The organism is Amphritea atlantica (assembly GCF_018860855.1).
Lineage (GTDB): Bacteria > Pseudomonadota > Gammaproteobacteria > Pseudomonadales > Balneatricaceae > Amphritea > Amphritea atlantica_A.
Genome location: NZ_JAHKQE010000047.1, coordinates 36,330 through 57,192 on the forward strand (window position 1 = coordinate 36,330; position 20,863 = coordinate 57,192).

Below are 20,863 nucleotides of genomic sequence, written 5' to 3' on the forward strand. Positions count from 1 at the left end.
AGTTTTTTGGGTAGTGAGAAGGGCCTCCATAAAGAGAAACGGCTCTGTTCTATAATTTTCTGTATTAGTATGTTGAAGCATTAATTATTGCTTTGTAGAGGATGTGATCTAATGGGAATAGAGTTAGATTCGTTTAAAATTTATCAGGTCCCAGAGGGGCGACAACCGACAGCTGAAGAATTTGAAATTGCCACTAAAGTGATTGGCAGTTTTCGTCCATTTATGGGAGGAGAGGTTGACCAGCGCAGTCTGCTTGGGAAAAAGCTTAATTGGGAAAGGTTTTTTCTTATTAAAAAGGGTGAAAATGTTGTCGGGGTTCTTTCATTTTATCTTGCTAAAGTAGGGCCTTACAATCTAGGGTATCTTGATTTCTCACGTCAGTTTAATCCTGTATCGGGATTGTTTCGTTTTTTAATCTATCGTGCTGTCACTATTCGATTCACCTATCCCGAAAGCTATATTAGCCATTTTTTTATCCGTCCTTCGGCTCGTAAGTTAGGATTGGCATCGCAGTTGTTAGAGTATTGGTTAAAATATATGCATGATCATGGCATTAGCCATGTCGATTTAGATGTTTATGAAAAGAATTTTAAAGCGATTGGGTTATATCAAAAGCACGGATTTAGGATTAAAAAAGCACGTAAACTGCCGTTATTAGGACGCTTGCTTCCAGGCGATAGTATTTTGACGTTGACAAAGTCGTCAGAGACGACAGAAAAGCAAGAGCGAGTTATCGATGAGTAGCCCTTTAGGTGGAACACAGGGGATAGCATTTATTTACTGACCTAATAATAGTTCGATTCCGGCCAGTTGCAAGACAATGCCCGTAAGGGTTAGCCAAGCATCGCCTGGCTCACCTTTAATCTGGGCGTCGGCTTGGGAGCAGCGGCTAAGCATTCTATTGAGTTTTTCTGAAGAGAGCCTCTGTGCGGCGTTGCGCATCTGATTTTTACGATTGCCCCAGATTCGTTCTCGTTGACAGAGAGTGTCGAAGGGTGTGCCCTTGTGTAGGCCGCTCTGAAGAGCGATCAGGGAGCGAATGTCGCGAGCGATGGCCCATAATGCAACGGAGGCTTCAGTGCCTTCTTGGCGCAGTACTTCAATGATTTTAGTGCAGCGAGGCACCTGCTGTAGAATCGCGGCTTCAGTCAGGCCATAGATATCATAACGGGAGCTATCTGAAACGCTGTCCATCACCATATCGACGGTGACATTCTGGCCGGCGTACAGCAGGTTGAGTTTGTCCAGTTCTTGTTTAGCGGCGAGTAGGTTGCCTTCGATGCGTTCACAGAGCAGTTGGATCGCATCGTTTTCCAGCGTCAAGCCGATCTGCTGGGCACGCTGATTGATCCAGTTCGGTAACTGTTGCAGATCGACAGGCCAGATTTCGACAATAATCCCTTGCTGATCAATTGCTTTGAACCAGGCGCTCTTCTTGGCAGAGGCATCCAGTTTATTCGCAATGATGAGTAGCACATTATCTTCAGCGGGGCGTTGCAGGTACTCTCGCAGAATTTCGCTAGACTGCTTGTTGAGTTTTTGGCTACCGAGTCGGAGTTCAATGATTTTTTGTTCGGCGAATAGTGAGAGCGCGTTAGCGCATTCGAGTAGATATTCCCACTTGAAGCCGCTCTCGACATGAAGGGTTTCCCGTTCGCTAAAGCCAATAGTGTGGAGGTGCTGACGTAATAGATCGCAGCTTTCTTCAATTAGTAGGGTTTCATCCCCGGTGACAAGATAGACCGGAGCCGGTTGCTGGCTAAGTTTGCTGGCAAGTTGCTCCGGTTTTATTTTCATAGGACCTAATGTCTGCAGTTAAGGGGTCAGGGTCGTCGGTTTTACATGGGTATAGAGGCGCAGAATTTGATTAGCCAGCTGACGGTCCATTTCGGTGTACAGTTGCGCTTCTTGCGCGTTACTGGCGGTCTCGGCATCTGTATCGTAATCATAGGTGCGTTCGGCTTCGATATCACGCTCTAAGACAATCTCTCCCTGTGGATCTCTAACGATAAAGTTCACTTTAGTGGTGAGTTCGTATTCATCAATATCGGCATCGGCTCCCAAGGTTGCTTCACGTCGACTACGCTTCTCTGAGACGATGGTTAACAAATAACCTGCGCCCTGATTGACGCTGACGCCGTTGGCTTCCAGTTGTCGACGAAGAATAGGCGCCAGTTGGCTACGGGAGCGTTCTGGCGTTTTCAGCGTTAGCTGCCGTAGTGGCTCGGCTATATCTGCGCTGCCACGTAGGTGAAACCCACAGGCTGACAGCAGCAGACAACAAGCAATAAAGAATACGGTAGCCGATAGCCGGCTTTGGCAGCTTGTCATGTTTATTTCCTTAACCTACCACGATGTTAACGAGTTTATTGGGTACCACAATCTGTTTACGGATTGTTTTACCCTCCATGTGACGCTGAACACCTTCATCGGCGAGCGCGGTATGCAGTACGATGCTTTCTTCGGAGTCGGCAGGCAGGGTGATTTTACCACGGACCTTACCGTTAACCTGAACCACCATCTGTACATTCGCTAGCGTCAATGCGTCTTCATCAAGGGTTGGCCAAGGGGCTTCTAGCAGGTTGTTGCTATTACCGAGGTCTGCCCATAGTTGATGGGTAATATGTGGCACAATCGGCGCGAGCAATTGCACGGCGGCTGTGAGTGCTTCACGAACGACTGCACGGCCTTGATCACTGTCATCGACAAACCGACTAATGGCGTTGCTGAGTTCCATTACCGCAGCAATGGCGGTATTAAAGGTTTGGCGACGTTCAATATCATCGGAAACCTTTTTAATGGTTTCATGTGTTTTGCGGCGCAGCTCTTTTTGGCGATCATTAAGACTATCCGGCTGCAGTGCTACCACTTCACCAGAGAGTTGAAGATGATCGAACACCAGTTTCCACAGGCGACGGAGGAAGCGGTGAGCACCCTCGACACCGGAATCAGACCACTCCAATGATTGTTCTGGCGGGGCTGCAAACATCATAAACAGACGAACGGTGTCGGCACCGTATTTGTCGATCATCACTTGGGGATCGATACCGTTGTTTTTCGACTTGGACATCTTGCCCATACCAGCGGAATCAACAGGTTGGCCATCGGCGAGATGAACGGCCTGAGTAACACGGCCTTTTTCGTCACGCTCAACCTTTACTTCAGTTGGCGAAATCCAGGTCTTGCCGCCATTTTCATCTTCGCGGTAGTAGGTGTCAGCTAATACCATGCCTTGACACAGCAGGCGTTCGATCGGCTCGTCAGAGTTCACTAGGCCTTCATCACGCATCAGTTTGTGGAAGAAACGCGAGTAAAGTAGGTGCAGGATAGCGTGTTCGATACCACCAATATACTGATTTACCGGCAACCAGTAATTAGCTGCTTCGGGTTCTAGCATGGTATCGGCATTACGGCAGGCGTAACGAGCGTAATACCAAGAGGACTCCATAAAGGTGTCGAAGGTATCGGTTTCCCGTTCTGCATCACCACCACAGCAAGGACAGGTGGTTTTCTTGAAGCTATCCATCTTCTTGATTGGTGAGCCAACACCGTCAAAAGTCACATCAACAGGCAATACTACAGGCAGTTGATCTTCAGGTACGGGCACGGCGCCACAGCGATCGCAGTTGATCACTGGGATAGGCGTACCCCAATAACGCTGACGGGAGACTCCCCAATCACGTAGGCGATAATTAATGGTGGTTTTGCCCTTGCCTTTGCTTTGCAGCTCGGAGGAGATCGCTTTAAAGGCGACTTCGAACTCTAAATCATCAAAATCACCAGAGTTAACCAATACACCTTTATCGGTGAAGGCTTCTTTGTCGATATCGATTTCACGATTATCGGCTGGGCGGACAACCTGTTTGATTGGCAAGTTGTACTTTTTAGCAAATTCGTAATCCCGCTGATCGTGTGCAGGAACCGACATAACAGCGCCTGAGCCGTAGTCCATCAAGACGAAATTAGCGGTCCAAACGGGGACTTTCTGGCCGGTAAGCGGGTGGGTCGCTTCAATGCCGAGAGCAAAGCCTTTTTTCTCCATGGTGGCCATGTCGGCTTCGGCCACTTTCATGTTTTTGCATTCGTCGACAAACGCTGCCAACTCAGGGTTATTGGCGATAGCCTGTTGCACCAGAGGGTGGCCAGGAGCAACGGCGACATAGGTCACGCCCATGAGGGTGTCAGGACGGGTGGTGAACACTTCGAGTTCGCCAAAACCGTCGACATGAAAGCTCAGGTCGACCCCTTCAGAGCGGCCAATCCAGTTACGCTGCATGGTGCGAACCTGTTCAGGCCATTCATCCAGCTTGTCGAGGTCATCCAGCAGCTCATCGGCGTAATCGGTGATCTTCAAGAACCATTGAGGGATCTTTTTACGCTCGACGAGTGCGCCGGAACGCCAGCCGCGACCATCGATCACCTGTTCATTGGCTAATACGGTCTGGTCGACGGGGTCCCAGTTAACCTCAGAGTCTTTTTTGTAGACCAGACCTTTCTTCATCAGTCGCGTAAAGAACCACTGCTCCCAACGGTAATAAGAGGGGTGGCAGGTGGCAATCTCACGACTCCAGTCATAGCCGAAACCCATCAGATTTAGCTGGGTGCGCATGTAATCGATGTTTTCGTAGGTCCAGCTAGCCGGTGGGACCTTATTTTTCAGAGCCGCATTTTCCGCAGGCAAGCCGAAAGCGTCCCATCCCATCGGTTGTAGGACATTTTTGCCCTGCATTCGCTGGTAACGTGAAACCACATCGCCAATCGTGTAGTTACGTACGTGTCCCATGTGTAGCCGACCACTCGGGTAGGGGAACATGGAGAGACAGTAGAACTTCTCTTTTGACAGGTCTTCAGTGGCTTTGAAGCTCTCGTTGTCGACCCAGTGTTTCTGGACTTCAGGCTCAATATGCTGCGGGTTATATTGTTCGTTCATTTTGACTCTGATGATAAAAAACCGGCTATTATAGGGTGCCGGTCAAAGGATAGTTTCAAGTGTGTTGCATAGGATACAATATATGTAATGCTACATATAGTTTTAAGTCGGCTTTGGAGAGTGATATGAGTAACAAGGGAAGTAAAGAAAGTCGTGGTAAAGATCGTAGCGCGCAATATGATCGGGTATTAAACCGTTTACGTCAGGATTTAGAATCTGCAGAACATTGGTCATGGAGTTACTTGCAGGAGAAAATCGAAGAGGCTGTCGAGTTAGAGTTAGCCGCTGAAGATATGACCCGTGACGAGATGGACCTACTAAGCGCCTACCTCAAACGCGATTTAAAACAGCTGGGTTATTACGCCCATGAAACTGGAGAGGGGATTGCCGCTTGGTTGAATTTTGATCTTGATTATCTTGAGCAAACCATCGCCACTCAGTTGATGGATTTAGCCGATAAAACGCGAATCGGTATCACCGAATTACAGCAGCGTTTAGCCGAAGGGGATGATCAGTATACTGCTGGTGAGATTGCCGCCCCAGGAACGTTCACCTGTGTTGCGTGTGGTGAATCCGTCGTGCATACCAGTACGAGTCGTTTGGAAGCCTGCCCTAAGTGTGGCTCAGAGGTCTTTACGCGCCAGTCTGCTCCGTGGGGCAGTGAATAATCCGAATAGTAATAACAAGCCGATAACAATCTGTAACGGCTTAATGCCCCACTCCTGATAGGGAGTGTGGCCCTGCATACGGCGAACCTCGCCGATCATAACCGCTTGCTCATAGGGCGGTATGGTTGTGTCGATCTTACCCTCGGGGGAGATTAACGCACTAATACCGTTATTGGTTGAGCGAATCACCCAGCGGCCGTTTTCTAATGCTCTCATACGGGCGATCTGCAGATGTTGTGCTGGGGCACTTGAGTGGCCAAACCAGGTATCATTGCTGACGGTGAGTAATAGGTCACTTTGTAAACTCTGTTCTCTCACCAATTCTGGATAGGCAATTTCATAACAGATAAAGGGCGCGATCTGAGTGCCAGCGGCTTCTAACAGCGGCTGATTCGAGGCTCCAAGGCTGAACTCCGACATAGGTAGGTCGAAGAAGTCGATAATGCCGCGCAACTGGTTTTCCAGTGGTACATATTCACCAAACGGCACTAAGCGCTGCTTATCGTAGCTGCCGCTACCGCCAGCAAACAGTGTGAGGCTATTGGTGTAGCGTCGGCCTTTCGGTGCTTCTGGGTCACGATAGATCGAGGGGATGCCGCTGATGAGTGCGGTATCGTTGTTTTCTAAATAGCTTATGAGTGGGCTGAGCATCGTTTTAGCCGTGCGATAAAAGCTGGGGATCGCTGTTTCTGGCCAGACTAATAGATCAACCTTATCGCTGTCCTGACTGAGATCGACATAGGTTTGTAAAATCGTTTCCAGTTCACTCGGACGCCATTTAAGTTGTTGTGGAATATCGGCTTGTACCACCATTACTTTGAGCGGTTCGCCGACGGGGGTGGTCCAACGAGTAGGGATCTGGTTCTGTTCTATCGCAATCCAAGGCAACCCAAGCACCATTAAAATAGTCGCGGCTTGTAAGGGCTGTTTAAGACGTTTAATGAGGGTGATTAGTAGCGTGGCGGTTAAAACAACATAGAGGCTAAGCAGCCATACACCGCCTAGTGGTGCAAATACCGCCAGTGGTGTATCGATGAGGCCATAGCCAAGATAAAGCCAAGGGAACCCGGTGAATAACCAGCTACGCAGCCATTCAAATAGTATCCATAAGGCGCAGAAACCAATGAGGTTGCGAAAGAGTCGGGTATAAAGCCATATCTGTATGGCGAATAAGATAGCCAGTGCGGCGACAAACAGAGCCGTCATCGAACCTGCTAAGAGTGTCGATGCGTTGCCATACTCATGAATACTGACAAACACCCAAGACACACCACTGCCGAAGAAGCCTAAACCGTAGCACCAGCCGAGCCAGCCGCCCACGCGGGGTGAGCAGTTATGTAGCAGTGTAAACAATAAGGCGACAGACACACCTCCCAGATACCAGTAGTCAAATGGTGCTAGCGATAGCGGGGCAAGCGCGCCTGCTATAGTGCTTAGCAATACTCGCCAGAATATCAAAGAGGTATGGTTAGTCATTATTGTTTGACCGATTCTGACCGAATTACCTGAAGCAGGCGGATTCGACGGTTGTCTGCGCTTAGAATCTTAAAGGTAAAAGCATCGATTTCAACGCTCTCATCTTTGCGGGGCAGGTGACCAAATTTTTGCGTGACTAGGCCGCCGATGGTGTCAAAGTCGTCATCTGGCATACCGATATCGAAAAATTCGTTAAAGTCTTCGATGGGAGTCAGGGCTTTAACGATATAGCCGTTATCATCAAAGGGCTTGATATTGCCGTCATCATCTTCGACATCGTGTTCATCTTCAATCTGCCCGACAATCTGCTCAAGCACATCTTCGATAGTAATGACCCCAGAAACGCCGGCGTATTCGTCGACCACAATGGCCATATGAGTACGGGTCGCACGAAACTCTTTGAGTAGCACGTTAAGGCGTTTGCTCTCAGGAATAAAGGTCGCTTTACGCACATATTGACGAATATCGAAGTTTTCCAGATGGTTTTCATCGAGAATGAGTGGCAATAGGTCTTTCACCAACAATAGTCCGAGAATATCATCGGGGTTTTCGCCAATCACGGGAAAACGGGAGTGAGCCGAAGAGATGATAATAGGTAGAAACTCTTTCGGGGTTTGGTCGGCTTCGACCACAATCATCTGCGAACGGGGGATCATAACATCACGCACTTGCTGATCAGCAACTTGCATGGCGCCTTCAATGATGCTGAAGGCTTCTTGATCTAGAACGTTTTCATCGGTGGCGTCCTTTAGGTCGGCCAACAGGTCTTCTCGGGTTTTCGGCTCGTCAGAAAAAATCTGGGAGAGCTTGCCCAGCCAGGATTTATGCTGGCTATGTCCCGATCGCTCTTCGCTCATGTGGTGCTCCGTGTGTTAGGTGTCAGGCTTATTCAGAAACTAAATAAGGGTCAGGTATCTCTAAACTGGCAAGAATGTCCCGCTCAAGCTGTTCCATCTCTTCCGCTTCATCGTTATTTATATGGTCGAATCCAAGCAGATGCAAGACTCCATGCACAACCATATGACACCAATGATTTAAAAGTGGCTTATTTTGCTGTTCCGCCTCGCGGGCAACCACCTCGGCGCAGATGACCAGATCACCCAGTAGGTCGAGCTCTATGCCCTCTGGCATCTCGAATGGGAAGGATAGCACATTGGTGGAGCTGTCTTTGCCACGGTACTGATGGTTCAGTGCTTGGCTCTCCTCAGCGTCGACGATACGGATCGATAGTTCAGCATCCTCTAGCCGGCCCTTCAAGGCAGCGCTAACCCATTCCGTGAGCTGCGCTTCGCTGGGTAGGTTCTCATCCGCTATTTGGCATTGGCGGTCAACATAGTAAGTCATTAGTGTCCCTGCTGATTGCCCGACTGAGCGTCGTGATGTTGTTCATAGTGATCATAGGCCTCAACGATATGTCCGACCAGTGGATGGCGCACCACGTCTTTAGCGGTAAAGCGGGTAAAGCCGATGCCTTTGACGTCTTTGAGGACTTCACTGGCATGAATCAGGCCGGAGCGGACACCCTTAGGTAAATCGATCTGGGTGGTGTCACCGGTAATTACCGCGGTTGAACCAAAGCCGATCCGGGTGAGAAACATCTTCATCTGTTCCCGGGTGGTGTTTTGGCTTTCATCGAGGATAACAAACGAGCCATTGAGGGTGCGACCGCGCATATAGGCCAGTGGTGCCACTTCGATAATATTGCGCTCAATCAGCTTACTAACCCGTTCGATACCCAGCATCTCATAGAGGGCGTCGTAGAGTGGGCGTAGATAAGGGTCAACTTTTTGACTTAAATCGCCGGGTAGAAAACCTAGCTTCTCACCTGCTTCAACCGCAGGGCGCACCAGTAAGATGCGACTGACCTCTTCACGCTCCAAAGCTTCACAGGCACAGGCCACAGCAAGGTAGGTTTTGCCGGTGCCGGCAGGGCCTATACCGAAATTAATATCATGGGTCAGTATTGTACGCACATAGGTTTGTTGATTCGGCCCACGGGGACGAATCAGCGTTTTGCGGGTTTGAATGGCGATATCGGCCTGATACACCGGTGCAGTAGCTTCACCGCCGGAGAGCTGTTCGACACCGGATTGTTGCAGTAGTAGGTGGATCTGATCTGGGGTTATCTCTTCGCCCTGCTGCGCATCTTCATACAGTTGTTCGAGCATTTTGGCCCCAGCTCGCACGACATTGGATTTGCCCGCTAGTTTAAAATGGTTGCCTCGGTTGCTGATCTCGATACCAAGCCTTTGCTCTATTAGACGCAGATGTTCATCGAGCTGACCACAAAGGTTAGCGAGTGATTGGGTATTATTCGGCTCGAGGGTGAGCTGAATGGTTTGCGCTGTATTCAAGAATGCATCCTTAAGATAACGAATCTATTTAAAGTAGCGATTAGGTCGGCCGAATGAGAGGCGAACCAGCATCGCTTATTGCAGTGTACCGTCCAGTTCAGAACCGACCAACTCACCCAGTAATGAATTGGTGTAAACCTCGGCGATGCGCACATCCGCAAAGTGACCGATCTGATCTGGGTTTTCACAGCGGAAATTAACCACTCGGTTATTTTCGGTACGCCCTTGCAGCATGCCTGGGTCTTTGCGGGAATAATCGGTAACCAGAATACGCTGTACTGTATCGACCATGCGCCGGCTAATCTGCAATGCTTGCTGGGTGATACGGTTCTGCAGAATATTGAGCCGCTGCTTCTTAGTCTCTTCCGATACATCATCGGGCAGATCGGCGGCGGGTGTGCCGGGGCGGCGGCTATAAATGAAACTATAGGAGTTGTCGAAGCCGATCTCTGCAATCAAGTTCATGGTGGCTTCAAAGTCAGCTTCAGTCTCGCCAGGGAAGCCAATTATAAAGTCTGATGACAGAGTGATATCGGGGCGGGCGGCGCGAATTTTACGAATCAATGATTTGTATTCCAGCGCCATGTGGCCCCGCTTCATCGCCATCAAAATACGATCCGAACCACTTTGTACGGGTAGGTGCAGGAAGCTCACCAGTTCTGGTACGTCGCGGTAAACTTCGACTAAGCTATCGCTAAATTCAACCGGATGCGAGGTGGTGAAGCGGATACGATCGATACCATCGATGCCAGCGATACAACGAATCAGCTCGGCGAGATCGGCGCTATCACCGTCATGGGTGTTGCCGCGGTAGGCATTAACGTTCTGGCCTAGCAGGTGGATTTCGCGAACGCCCTGTTCTGAGAGTTCAACCGCTTCGGCGATAATATCATCCATTGGCCGGCTGACTTCTTCACCACGGGTGTAGGGCACAACGCAGAAAGTGCAGTATTTGCTGCAGCCTTCCATAATGGAAACGAATGCTTCGGCACCTTCAACCCGTGGGGCGGGGAGGTGGTCGAATTTTTCGATTTCAGGGAAACTGATATCAACGATACCTTTCTTATGGGTGCCGGCATTGGTGATATCGATCATCTCAGGCAGACGGTGCAGGGTTTGTGGCCCAAAGATCATGTCCACATAGGGCGCACGTTTAAGAATGGCTTCACCTTCTTGCGAGGCGACACAGCCACCGACACCGATCTTTAGATCGGGGTTCTTAGCTTTCAGTTTGCGCCAACGGCCCAGCTGGTGAAATACTTTTTCTTGAGCTTTTTCCCGAATCGAACAGGTGTTCAGTAGCAGCACGTCGGCTTCTGCCTGATTGTCGGTTAGCTCCAGTTCATGGCTTTCTCCCAGTAGATCAGCCATACGAGATGAATCATATTCGTTCATCTGGCAACCGTGGGTTTTAATAAATAACTTTTTGGCCATGACACACCTGCTCTACCGCTTGGAGAAATGAAAAGGGCAGGAATTATACTTTATGGCAACTCAACTGCATAGTTTTTAACCGCTGCTGCTGACCACTTGTAATCAGATAAAGCGCCCCCATAATAACCGCAGTTAACCTTTTTGTTGAGTATGATGAACTATGGCAAGTGACCCGATCTACCGGATAAAATTTCTAAATCAGAACGAGATCTATGAGATCTATGCGCAGAACGTCTATCAAAGTGATCTTTGGGGCTTTCTTGAGATAGAAAATATCGTCTTTGGTAGTCAGAGTTCAATGGTTGTCGACCCCGCTGAAGAGAAGTTAAAAAAGCAGTTTGAAGATGTCGAACGCAGTTATATTCCGATGCAAGCGGTTATTCGTATCGACGAGGTCAAGCATCAAGGCCCAGCAAAAATTACTGAAGTAAAAGGCACCGTGACACCTTTTCCGGTAATGCCTCCTAGAAATCCATAAAAAATCGAGCCAAGAGCGGCAACATAATATCTGTGTTGACGCTTCATGCGGCTGTCCATCTCTAGCCTAAAATATTGTGTCCTGACCTCGCCGATAGCGGCTTTCTAAGATTTTCTGCGCTTTTCCCAATCTACTCAATTGCTTTATGACATGCGGCTGTTTTTTTGGCGGTGCTAAATATCAACTGCCTTAGTCGATAGGGCTGGCGTTTTCTTGATAATTCTGATCAGTGAATGGGGTTAGTGAGTTAAACTCAAGAAATCTAATTGGCTATTTAAAGGTTCCGCAATAGAAAGTTATTTTGCACGTTAGCTTGTTTTAGCCCAATATCAATGCGAAGTTGAGTTTTACTTAGCGTATATAGTTTTACTACGCCCAGCATTTATAGAGAACGCCGTTTAAATATGTCATCACAGCTAACTTCTTCAATGAGACTATTCGATCGTTTTACGGATCTATTTTGTACCCATGTTCTGCCGGGTATGGCTTATTTGTTGCTGGCATATCTATCAGAAGGCTTGTTATCGATTCCACCTAGTGATGCCTCAGCGGTATGGCCTGCGGCCGGCGTATCGATCACGGCTATCTTGTTGCGGGGTTATCGAGCCTGTTTCGGCTTATTTGTCGCTTTTATGATTTTTTATGCCAGCAGTTGGCTAGATATCAGTAGTATCGAGGCATTGTTACGGTCGTTGATGTTGATGTTCCTGCTTAGTGGCGCGGCTTTATTAGAAGCGGCAGGCGCCGTATGGCTGGTTTACCGTTTATTAGGCGGTTTTCCGAACCTGATAGATGATAAACAGATCGCCTTTTTTCTACTGATTATCGGTCCGCTGGCATCGGTGCTTTCCAGTTTTATGGCTAATATGACTTTACTGCTGTTTGGTGTTGTCGATAGTGAACAGTTTTTTGTTGGCTGGCTCACTTGGTTTATTGGCGATAGCATTGGCGCCATTGTTGTGGCACCGGTTTTACTTGCGCTTTTTGCGCGCCAGCAGAGTTCGTTGTATTCACGCAAGCTGGCAGTCGTGTTACCGATGATTGGGTTGCTGATTGTTATTGCGGTTTTGTTTTTAATTACTAAAAATTACGAACTGGAAGAACGTCGCTTAAAGTTTACTCAACAGGCAGAGCAACTGCATTCAAATATAGAAGGGCGGCTGGAAGCGGGCCGTGAAGTGCTTTTCTCGTTGCAGAGTCTTTTTTTAAGCAGCGACCATATTGATAAAGAAGATTTCTCTAATTTTACGGTGCATATCTTGCAGCGTTATCCTGAATTACAGGCTCTGGAGTGGACGCCTCGTATATCTAGCGCTAATCGATCGGTGTACGAAAGGTCTCAAGGTTTTCCTGAGCGTATAGTGGAAAAAAATGGAAATGACGCTTTAGTTGTCGCAGGTGAAAGAGACTTTTATTACCCCATCAGCTATATCGAACCCTTTTTTGAAAATAAGCGGGCATTTGGTTTCGATATAGCGAGCAACCCTATTGCACTTGTGGCGGTGGAAAAAGCACGACAGCTTAATGTGCCTATTGCGACAGCTCCCTTCAAGCTGGTTCAGGAGTCTGGTGCGCAATGGGGAATCGTTGAGTACCTGCATGTTAGTCATGCGGGTATTGATGGTGTCTCTGACGAAGGTGTTGTTGCAACGGTTTATCGGATAGCTGATTTTATCGATTCGGTGTTAAACGAACGGGTTAATCAGGCGAACCAGATAAAGCTAGAACTGTTTGATATTACCGATAGTCAGGTACAGATCTATCCCACGGAGGTGTCGCCGCCGGTTGCAGCAGAGCAGCTTGTTTGGAACCGAGAATACCTGATGGGAGAACGGGTCTATCTGTTCAAATACAGTGCTAAGCCTGAGTTTTTATACCACTTTTCCCAGTGGAGCAGTTGGATTATTCTTATTGGGGGGATGTTATTTACCGCGTTGGTTGGGGGCTGGCTACTTTCCCTAACCGGCAGCACTTTACGCATTAGTCAGCTGGTCAAAGAACGAACCGCTTTATTGCAATATGAAGTCGAAGAGCGTCGGCGAGCCGAGCAGGAGTTGATGAAAGTTTCAAAGGCGGTAGAGTTCAGTCCTAATATGGTCTTGATTACACGGCCTGACGGTGAGATTGAGTATTCCAGTCCGCGATTTACCGAAGAGACCGGCTTCACGCTTGAGGATGTTGTCGGTCAAAATATCAATATGCTCCACTTCGATCAACCGGGGGAAACTTCATACCGAGAACTTTGGCCGAAACTGGCCGAGCAGCCCAATTGGGGAGGTATTCTGGGTAATCGGCGGAAGTCGAATGTCCTTTTCTGGGCACAGGTAAATATCGCTCCTATCTATGATTTTATGGGCAAACTGACCAATTATGTCGTGACGTTGTTGGATGTTACCGAGAATCGTCTGATTTCAGAGCAGATGAGTTACCATGCCAGCCACGATCAGTTGACTGGCCTGATCAATCGGCGAGAGTTTGAGATGCGCTTGCAGTCGATGTTTCAGCATCAGCGCTCTCCTAGTTGTGAACATGCTTTCTGCTTTTTAGATCTAGACCAGTTCAAAGTGGTCAATGATACCTGTGGGCATGTGGCGGGTGATGAGCTGCTGCGACAGATCGCCTCGATATTACAAAGCCATGTGCGCGCCAATGACACCCTTGCGCGATTAGGGGGTGATGAGTTCGGGATTCTGTTGCAAAACTGCTCGCTAGAAAAAGCACACACGGTGGCTGAGAGCTTACGAGATGCGATCGCGGAGTTTAAATTTTGCTGGGAGCAGCAGTCGTTTAATATTGGCGTCAGCGTTGGGGTTGTTGCGATCACAGAACACTCGGCTAATTTAACTGAAGTCATGAAGCAGGCTGATTCCGCCTGCTATACCGCTAAGGATGCTGGGCGTAACCGAGTCCACCTTTACACTGTAGGCAATGAGATGTTGGCTCAGCGGGAAGGTGAGATGCATTGGGTTTCTGAAATTAATGCGGCCCTTGAAGAGAATCGCTTTACGCTCTATGGCCAACTGATTGTGCCATTGCAAAACAAACACCTTAAGCCCGATATCGAAATTCTGCTTAGAATGAAAGATCGAGACGGTCATATTATTCCGCCCGGTGCGTTTCTGCCCGCAGCCGAGCGATATCAGTTAGCAGGCCGGATCGATGAGTGGGTCGTGAGTCATGCGTTTGCTTGGTTGAATCGGAACTTTACTCAGTTCAGCCAATATTTTGGTTGCTGTGCGATTAATCTATCCGGTAGCAGCTTAGGGGATCAGCGTATTAAAGAGGCTATTATTGGTCATTTGGAAAGCTCGACACTGCTGCCCTACAAAGTAAAGTTTGAAATCACGGAAACCGCTGCGATTGCAAATCTACTGGAAGCGCAGCGGTTTATTAATGCGCTGAAGGCTTATGGCTGTCAGTTTTCATTAGATGATTTTGGTAGTGGGTTATCCTCTTTTGCTTATTTGAAAAACTTGCCTGTGGATAATTTGAAGATCGATGGCATGTTTGTGAAAGGCATTTTGGATGATGAACTGGATCAAGCGATGGTTAAATCGATCAACGATATTGGCCATGTGATGAATAAAACGACCATTGCCGAGTTTGTCGAAAATGATGAAATCTGTGACATGTTGCGTGAGATCGGTGTCGATTATGGTCAGGGGTATGGCTTGGGTTATCCGGAACCTCTCGATAAGTTGTTACAGCAGGTTAGCGGTGAAGATGATCGTTAGTGATCTGCTAACGTCATCTGCAGCGAGTGTTTAGGGTTAAATCAATAAACCTATGCGTGCTGTAACCGAAACTTATGCCTTGTTTTGTAAGTGATAATTATCGTACTGTTTTAAATTATTATGCCGAATCAGCGAATCTAAGCGCTGAATGTAGTCCTCTCCCAGTTCACTATAGCGATGCAAGTGGCGGATCAGTTGCTGGCTGTTTTGGGTTTTGCGCGCAGCCTGACGTAACTCCTTGTATGCGCTACCCCGGCCGAGTGTTAAAAAGTAATCATCTATCGCGCCGAGTAGAGAGTCATAGCGCTTAACATAGATTTTTTTCCCCTCCCGTTGTTGGCTGGCCATCATCCGTTTCTCATCGGGATCGAATGACCAGATACCGAAAACATTGTTCGCTTTGACAAAAAATCGAGAACTTCCCCAGCCAGTTTCAAGTGCAGCCTGAGCCAGTATTAGGCTATTGGGTAGGTTGATCATTCGTTGTTTCAGTTGGGCGGGTGTTTCAACATCATATAGCGCCATCTGACGGTTAAGCCATGTTTGCTCAAGGTTGGTTGGGTGATCAGTCGCGAGAATTTTGTCCAGTTTTTGCCGTTGCTGTTGGTGTTTCTGTTTGCTGATGAGGATAGCGGGTAACAGGAGAGCGATAAAACGTTGTTTTTTATCAGCTACCGGCAGTTTTGCTAAGGAGACAACCGACGTGTAAGCAATAGCGCGTGTGGGATTGCTTAACTGAACGATGTCGTCAGCTGTTTTTAGTGATTTATATTGAATCGTCAGAGACTGCTGATCATGTTGCTGGGACTGATCGGCGATCTGCACTAGGGTTCCAAACCCAAAGCCTAAGGCGACGATAAACAACAGCACGGTTTGTAACGGATTTCGTTCTGCCTTGTGGGACATGGTTGATTTAATCCTGATCGATCGATAGCAAAGTTTTAGAGCCTCGTCCGGGAATCTCTCGTGCTAAGCGGGGTACTAAATAGCCGGGCAGTTGGTCCTGTAATTGGCGTAATAGTTGTTTTGCTTCCTCATCAGGAAGATCAAAGTGGGCTGCTCCCTTGATCGGATCAAAGGTAAACAGGTAGTAGGGCAATACACCGATATTGAACAACTTTTCACTCAGCGCCTTAAGAGTGTCAACGCTGTCATTTATGCCTCTCAGGAGGACCGCCTGATTTAATACGGTCACCTCGGCGTGGCGAAGACGCTGGATCGCTGAGGCCACTTGGTCATCGAGCTCTTGTGGGTGGTTGCTATGAATGACCGTAACCACTTTGAGACGACTCTGGCTCAGAATCGATGTTAGACCGTCGGTAATCCGTTGCGGCAGCACTACCGGTAAGCGACTGTGAATGCGTAATCGAGTGAGATGGGGGATCTGCTCGAGATCCGAAATAAACTGTTTCAAGCGGGCATCGCTGGATACCAGCGGATCACCACCGGAAAAAATCACCTCGGTAATACTGCTATCGGCGGAAATATAGTCCAGAATTTTCTGCCATTGCTGTGGCCCGAGACGATTGTCCGCGTAGGGAAAGTGGCGACGAAAACAGTAGCGACAATTAATCGCACAGGCGCCGGTGAGTATGATCAGTACTCGGCCTTTATATTTGTGAATTAAACCATCGATCGGGTTACTGTCCATCTCTTCCAGGGGATCTTTGGTAAACCCAGGCACATCATCCAGTTCTTCACCCAAAGGTAATACTTGTCGCAGGAGTGGGTCATCAGGGTTACCCTTCTCAATACGGTCCAACCAAGGGCGGGGAATACGCATGGCAAACTCTGCATGGCCAAGCTGCGCGCCCTGTAACAGGGTTTCTGGCAATTGGAGATAACGAATCAGCTCCTCCGGACTTTCTAATGTCTGGCTAAGCAGGGTCTGCCAAGCGTCCGGCAATGGAATGATTGAGTTCATATTTGATTAATTTCGCTGGAAAATTTGCTCGCATTCTCCTTTCAAGTAGAATGTGTGTCAATTTTGCGGTGGCAACAGATCACCTGAGTCTAATCTATTTCGAGATCAATATGGCAAATTACCCATCCAACCAGTTTAAAAACGGCCTGAAAGTGATGATCGAGGGTGATCCTTGTTCAATGGTAGATGTTGAATTCGTTAAACCAGGTAAGGGACAGGCTTTCACCCGCGTAAAACTGAAAAACCTGATTACCGGTCGTACCTGGGAACGTACCTTTAAGTCGAATGAAACGGCAGAAGGGGCTGATGTTATGGATACGGATATGGAATATCTGTATTGCGATGGCGAGATGTGGCACTTCATGGACCCGCAAAGCTATGAACAGGTTGCTGCGGATAAAACCGCTATCGGCGATGCCCACCTATGGCTTAAAGAGCAGGATAAGTGTCTGGTAACACTGTGGGACAATAACCCTATCTCAATTACACCGCCTAACTTTGTTGAGTTGGAAGTGGTCGAAACAGATCCTGGTCTGAAAGGAGATACGGCGCAGGGCGGCTCTAAGCCGGCTAAATTGCAGTCCGGTGCGGTGGTGCGTGTTCCTCTGTTTATTGAACAGGGCGATATCTTGAAAATAGATACCCGTTCCGGCGATTACGTTTCTCGTGCATAAGTAACTCCGCGTTTTTAACGCGCTAGTGTGACCTTAATAATGGCAGCCTCGGCTGCCATTTTATGTACAGGATGTACGGTATGCCGCGGGCGCAGGGATGTGCAGGAGCGGCGATGTACAGGAGTTTGTATCAGTGTATGCCGCGGGCGCAGGGATGCGCAGGAGCTGCGATGTACAGGCACTTGTATCAGTGTATGCCGCGGGTGCAGGGATGCGCAGGAGCGGCGATGTACAGGCAATTGTATCAGTGTATGCCGCGGGCGCAGGGATGCGCAGGAGCGGCGATGTACAGGCATTTGTATCAGTGTATGCCGCGGGCGCAGGGATGCGCAGGAGAGGCGATGTACAGGCATTTGTATCAGTGTATGCCGCGGGCGCAGGGATGCGCAGGAGCGGCGATGTACAGATGGCCGATATACTTTTTGTCCTTGGCGTAGTTGTTGGTATTAATGAGTGATTTTAATGAGTGAACAGTGGCGGGCAACCGCACCGATTGAAAACCTTCGACGTCGAGCTGAGATTCTTGCCCAGATCCGAGCTTTTTTTGCCGAGCGCAAGGTTTTGGAAGTTGAAACCCCTCTGATGACATCGTCGGCGGTGAGTGATCCCTACATCGATACCATTGAATGCCGTTATCATCCTCTGCCGAGGCAGCAGGAGCAGGTGCGTTATCTGCAAAGCTCACCTGAATATGCCATGAAACGTTTGCTGGCTTCGGGAAGCGGGGCGATCTACCAGGTCTGTAAGGCGTTTCGTAACGGTGAGTGTGGTCGGCGGCATAATCCAGAATTTACTATGTTGGAATGGTATCGACCTGGATTTGATCACTATCAGTTGATGGATGAGGTTGAAGCGCTGGTGGGCCCCATTATCGGTTTCGATGATTTTAAGCGGATCAGCTACGCAGAGCTATTTCGGCAATACCTTCAAATAGACCTGCAAGCGGTCACTGTTGCAGAGCTCGCTGCAGCAACTCGACAGCATATAGACGTTCAGATGGAAGATGACAATCGGGATAACTGGTTGAATCTGCTGATGTCCCATGTGATCGAGCCGCAATTGGCGGATCAAGGTGCGGTGTTTGTTTATGATTATCCCGCGAGTCAGGCGGCATTGGCACGCACGGCGCTCGATGCTGAAGGGGGCTTAGTTGCCTGTCGATTTGAGCTATTTGTGGCAGGCGTTGAGCTCGCAAATGGTTACTTTGAGCTGACCGATGGTGACGAGCAGGCTCGTCGTTTTCAACAGGATATCCAGCAGCGTCAAACGGAAGGTTTACCGCTTAGACCGACCGATCAACTGCTGGTGGACGCATTGCAAAGTGGCCTGCCTGAGTGTGCTGGGGTTGCCATCGGGCTTGACCGGTTAGTCATGTTGGCGCTAGGAACCCAAAACATTAGCGACGTGATAGCACTTCCCTTTGATCGGGCTTAATAAAAGTGTGACTAAACTGTTGTTTGTTGTGCGAATTTTTTTCCTCGTCATGCTCAATATTTATTCCATTCAGTAATAAATAGCATGTTCACGCCTTTTGTTTTTATTGGATTGCGAAGCGCCTACAGTAGTGTCCTATAACAAGAAGGGGCAGATAAAAGAGACAAATGTCTGTAAGTGGAATAACGGTAAAAGTGGTAAATATAATTGTAAAGATAAATAACTAGCCACAGAATTAATGTCACTCATTTAGTTGGGTTAGTCTATCTGAGTTATCAGAGCGTAAAGACCTGCATAGGGAGAGGCTTTTGATGTGCTATCTATTCAAAATGAGGTTTTACAATGACTAGGCAGCGATGCCTAGTCATTTACTTCACTTTTCACCCGCTAGGCAAATGGCTTAGCATCGCGCGGCGAATCCGATCTACCGCTTCAATTAACATACTGCGTGGGCAACCGAAGTTGAGTCGCATAAAGCGTTCATCGCCGAAGTCCCGTCCAGGCGACATCCCTACCCCTGCTTGCTCGAAGAAGTGAGCAGGGTTTTCCAATTTCGCAGCCGATACGTCGATCCAAGCCAGATAGGTGGCCTCCACAGGATTGAGCCGTAGGCCCGGTATCTGATTGATCTCTTTGGTCAGGTAATCACGATTGCCTTTGAGGTAATCCAGTTGTTGCTGATGCCAGTCGCCGCCCTCTTTATAGGCTGCAATGGTGGCGGTGTAACCCAGTAAGTTTACATCTGGCACGATCCCTTTACGTATCTGCTGAAACTGTTTACGTAACTGTGGATCAGGGATGATGGCAAAGGAGCAGCCGAGCCCTGCGATATTAAAGGTTTTGCTGGGGGCCATCAGGGTGATGGTTTTGGCAGCGATCTCTGTATTGAGTGAGCCAAGGGGGGTATGTTTCAGGCCGGGCTCCATAATCAGATCGCAGTGAATCTCGTCGGAACAGACGGTAAGCCCATGTTTCAGGCAGATATCCGCGAGTCGTTGTAGCTCTTCTGGGCGATAAACGGTGCCGCCTGGATTATGCGGGTTGCAAAAGAGTAGCAGTGAGGTACTGTCGGTAATGGACTGTTCTAGGGCATCAAAATCGATCAGCCAACGTTGTTGCTGTTCAATCATCGGCACGGTGATTAAGCGGCGATCAGATAGTCGTGGTGCCGACATAAAGGGTGGGTAGACCGGTTTGGGGGTGGCGACTTGATCCTGACTTGCACCCACGCTGCGGCAGGCAAGGTTAAGGCCGCATACGAGTCCGGGTAGCCAGACTAACCACTCCTCTTTGATGTCCCACTGGTAGAGCGAGTGCATCCGTTCGATGATCAACTGATTGAGTTCGGCAGGCGTGTTGGTATAACCAAAGATGCCATGATCAACCCGTGCCTGCAGTGCTTCAATAACGGCCGGGGGCGCCATGAAATCGGTGTCAGCGACCCACATTGGCAGAATATCGCTATCGCGGTATTTTTCCCATTTCTGGCTGGAGGTGGTTTGACGATCGACGGGGCAATCGAAAGGTGTGGCTGAATTTGGGTTGTTGAAATCACGCTTACTCATCGGCTGTGTCCCTTTAATTTAGAGGCTGACAGAGGTTTATTTGTACGTCATTGAGTTGCAAATAGCCATCAGGAAGTTATATTAGTCAGAATCAGATAATATAGTGGATGCGGCCCTGATTTTCCGGCAAATTTTTACCTTTGCAACTTTCTGTACCGCCACCTGTTGATCCCTTTTCCGGCTTAGCCATGC

18 protein-coding genes are annotated in these 20,863 nt (G+C 48.6%); 7 read left to right on the forward strand and 11 right to left on the reverse strand.

Annotation, left to right across the window (positions count from 1 at the left end; all coding sequences use genetic code 11):
• The first annotated feature begins 111 nt into the window (after nt 1-111).
• The gene (locus KO512_RS19230) at nt 112-744 is read left to right on the forward strand and encodes a GNAT family N-acetyltransferase (protein ID WP_215953939.1); all 633 of its coding nucleotides are present in this window, start codon (nt 112-114) and stop codon (nt 742-744) included.
• 33 nt (nt 745-777) lie between these two features.
• Here KO512_RS19230 and holA read toward each other — a convergent pair whose 3' ends face one another.
• From holA to leuS, 3 genes are read right to left on the reverse strand one after another with little or no spacing between them, the layout of a single operon-like run.
• Complete coding sequence (gene holA, locus KO512_RS19235; protein ID WP_215953940.1) at nt 778-1,797, reverse strand: DNA polymerase III subunit delta; 1,020 nt, start codon at nt 1,795-1,797, stop codon at nt 778-780.
• 18 nt (nt 1,798-1,815) lie between these two features.
• Nucleotides 1,816-2,331 (reverse strand): LPS assembly lipoprotein LptE, encoded by a 516-nt coding sequence (gene lptE, locus KO512_RS19240; protein ID WP_215953941.1) that lies wholly within the window; start codon nt 2,329-2,331, stop codon nt 1,816-1,818.
• A 10-nt stretch (nt 2,332-2,341) separates the two neighbouring features.
• Nucleotides 2,342-4,930, reverse strand: coding sequence for a leucine--tRNA ligase (gene leuS / locus KO512_RS19245; protein WP_215953942.1), 2,589 nt, complete (start codon nt 4,928-4,930; stop codon nt 2,342-2,344).
• Between the two features lie 125 nt (nt 4,931-5,055).
• Here leuS and KO512_RS19250 point away from each other — a divergent pair, with 125 nt between their 5' ends.
• Nucleotides 5,056-5,598: a zinc ribbon-containing protein gene (locus KO512_RS19250; RefSeq protein ID WP_215953943.1), complete on the forward strand. Its 543-nt coding sequence runs from the start codon at nt 5,056-5,058 to the stop codon at nt 5,596-5,598.
• On the opposite strand, the gene lnt is transcribed toward KO512_RS19250, so the two are convergent.
• From lnt to miaB, 5 genes are all read right to left on the reverse strand, one after another.
• Complete coding sequence (lnt, locus tag KO512_RS19255) at nt 5,554-7,074, reverse strand: apolipoprotein N-acyltransferase (RefSeq protein WP_215953944.1); 1,521 nt, start codon at nt 7,072-7,074, stop codon at nt 5,554-5,556. The two genes, KO512_RS19250 and lnt, sit on opposite strands and share 45 nt — an antisense overlap.
• Nucleotides 7,074-7,931, reverse strand: coding sequence for an HlyC/CorC family transporter (locus KO512_RS19260; RefSeq protein WP_215953945.1), 858 nt, complete (start codon nt 7,929-7,931; stop codon nt 7,074-7,076). Before KO512_RS19260 ends, lnt begins: the two co-directional genes overlap by 1 nt.
• Nucleotides 7,932-7,959: 28 nt before the next feature.
• Complete coding sequence (gene ybeY / locus KO512_RS19265; RefSeq protein ID WP_215953946.1) at nt 7,960-8,418, reverse strand: rRNA maturation RNase YbeY; 459 nt, start codon at nt 8,416-8,418, stop codon at nt 7,960-7,962.
• Complete coding sequence (locus tag KO512_RS19270) at nt 8,418-9,428, reverse strand: PhoH family protein (RefSeq protein WP_215953947.1); 1,011 nt, start codon at nt 9,426-9,428, stop codon at nt 8,418-8,420. The genes ybeY and KO512_RS19270 overlap by 1 nt, the downstream gene beginning before the upstream one ends.
• A gap of 75 nt (nt 9,429-9,503) precedes the next feature.
• Nucleotides 9,504-10,862: a tRNA (N6-isopentenyl adenosine(37)-C2)-methylthiotransferase MiaB gene (gene miaB / locus KO512_RS19275; protein ID WP_215953948.1), complete on the reverse strand. Its 1,359-nt coding sequence runs from the start codon at nt 10,860-10,862 to the stop codon at nt 9,504-9,506.
• 160 nt (nt 10,863-11,022) lie between these two features.
• On the opposite strand from miaB, the gene KO512_RS19280 reads away from it, so the two are divergent.
• Nucleotides 11,023-11,340: a DUF1820 family protein gene (locus tag KO512_RS19280; RefSeq protein WP_215953949.1), complete on the forward strand. Its 318-nt coding sequence runs from the start codon at nt 11,023-11,025 to the stop codon at nt 11,338-11,340.
• Between the two features lie 428 nt (nt 11,341-11,768).
• Complete coding sequence (locus tag KO512_RS19285) at nt 11,769-15,074, forward strand: EAL domain-containing protein (RefSeq protein ID WP_215953950.1); 3,306 nt, start codon at nt 11,769-11,771, stop codon at nt 15,072-15,074.
• 72 nt (nt 15,075-15,146) lie between these two features.
• On the opposite strand, the gene KO512_RS19290 is transcribed toward KO512_RS19285, so the two are convergent.
• Nucleotides 15,147-15,980, reverse strand: coding sequence for a glucosaminidase domain-containing protein (locus KO512_RS19290; protein ID WP_215953951.1), 834 nt, complete (start codon nt 15,978-15,980; stop codon nt 15,147-15,149).
• 7 nt (nt 15,981-15,987) lie between these two features.
• Nucleotides 15,988-16,998, reverse strand: coding sequence for an EF-P beta-lysylation protein EpmB (gene epmB, locus KO512_RS19295; protein WP_215953952.1), 1,011 nt, complete (start codon nt 16,996-16,998; stop codon nt 15,988-15,990).
• Between the two features lie 110 nt (nt 16,999-17,108).
• Between epmB and efp the strand changes: the two genes are divergently transcribed.
• From efp to epmA, 3 genes are all read left to right on the forward strand, one after another.
• Nucleotides 17,109-17,672 carry an elongation factor P gene (gene efp / locus KO512_RS19300; RefSeq protein WP_215953953.1) on the forward strand — a complete coding sequence of 188 codons (564 nt, stop codon included), beginning with the start codon at nt 17,109-17,111 and terminating at the stop codon, nt 17,670-17,672.
• Between the two features lie 97 nt (nt 17,673-17,769).
• Nucleotides 17,770-18,129: a hypothetical protein gene (locus tag KO512_RS19305; protein WP_215953954.1), complete on the forward strand. Its 360-nt coding sequence runs from the start codon at nt 17,770-17,772 to the stop codon at nt 18,127-18,129.
• Between the two features lie 5 nt (nt 18,130-18,134).
• The gene (gene epmA / locus KO512_RS19310) at nt 18,135-19,106 is read left to right on the forward strand and encodes an EF-P lysine aminoacylase EpmA (RefSeq protein ID WP_215953955.1); all 972 of its coding nucleotides are present in this window, start codon (nt 18,135-18,137) and stop codon (nt 19,104-19,106) included.
• A gap of 380 nt (nt 19,107-19,486) precedes the next feature.
• Here the strand turns inward: epmA and KO512_RS19315 are convergent, their stop codons facing one another.
• Complete coding sequence (locus tag KO512_RS19315) at nt 19,487-20,671, reverse strand: MalY/PatB family protein (RefSeq protein WP_215953956.1); 1,185 nt, start codon at nt 20,669-20,671, stop codon at nt 19,487-19,489.
• Nucleotides 20,672-20,863 lie beyond the last annotated feature (192 nt).

Coding starts and splice junctions, on each gene's coding strand:
- KO512_RS19230 (WP_215953939.1), top strand. CDS start 112: ATGGGAATAGAGTTAGATTCGTTTAAAATTTATCAGGTCCCAGAGGGG.
- holA (WP_215953940.1), bottom strand. CDS start 1,797: ATGAAAATAAAACCGGAGCAACTTGCCAGCAAACTTAGCCAGCAACCG.
- lptE (WP_215953941.1), bottom strand. CDS start 2,331: ATGACAAGCTGCCAAAGCCGGCTATCGGCTACCGTATTCTTTATTGCT.
- leuS (WP_215953942.1), bottom strand. CDS start 4,930: ATGAACGAACAATATAACCCGCAGCATATTGAGCCTGAAGTCCAGAAA.
- KO512_RS19250 (WP_215953943.1), top strand. CDS start 5,056: ATGAGTAACAAGGGAAGTAAAGAAAGTCGTGGTAAAGATCGTAGCGCG.
- lnt (WP_215953944.1), bottom strand. CDS start 7,074: ATGACTAACCATACCTCTTTGATATTCTGGCGAGTATTGCTAAGCACT.
- KO512_RS19260 (WP_215953945.1), bottom strand. CDS start 7,931: ATGAGCGAAGAGCGATCGGGACATAGCCAGCATAAATCCTGGCTGGGC.
- ybeY (WP_215953946.1), bottom strand. CDS start 8,418: ATGACTTACTATGTTGACCGCCAATGCCAAATAGCGGATGAGAACCTA.
- miaB (WP_215953948.1), bottom strand. CDS start 10,862: ATGGCCAAAAAGTTATTTATTAAAACCCACGGTTGCCAGATGAACGAA.
- KO512_RS19280 (WP_215953949.1), top strand. CDS start 11,023: ATGGCAAGTGACCCGATCTACCGGATAAAATTTCTAAATCAGAACGAG.
- KO512_RS19285 (WP_215953950.1), top strand. CDS start 11,769: ATGAGACTATTCGATCGTTTTACGGATCTATTTTGTACCCATGTTCTG.
- KO512_RS19290 (WP_215953951.1), bottom strand. CDS start 15,980: ATGTCCCACAAGGCAGAACGAAATCCGTTACAAACCGTGCTGTTGTTT.
- epmB (WP_215953952.1), bottom strand. CDS start 16,998: ATGAACTCAATCATTCCATTGCCGGACGCTTGGCAGACCCTGCTTAGC.
- efp (WP_215953953.1), top strand. CDS start 17,109: ATGGCAAATTACCCATCCAACCAGTTTAAAAACGGCCTGAAAGTGATG.
- KO512_RS19305 (WP_215953954.1), top strand. CDS start 17,770: ATGTGCAGGAGCGGCGATGTACAGGAGTTTGTATCAGTGTATGCCGCG.
- epmA (WP_215953955.1), top strand. CDS start 18,135: ATGAGTGAACAGTGGCGGGCAACCGCACCGATTGAAAACCTTCGACGT.
- KO512_RS19315 (WP_215953956.1), bottom strand. CDS start 20,671: ATGAGTAAGCGTGATTTCAACAACCCAAATTCAGCCACACCTTTCGAT.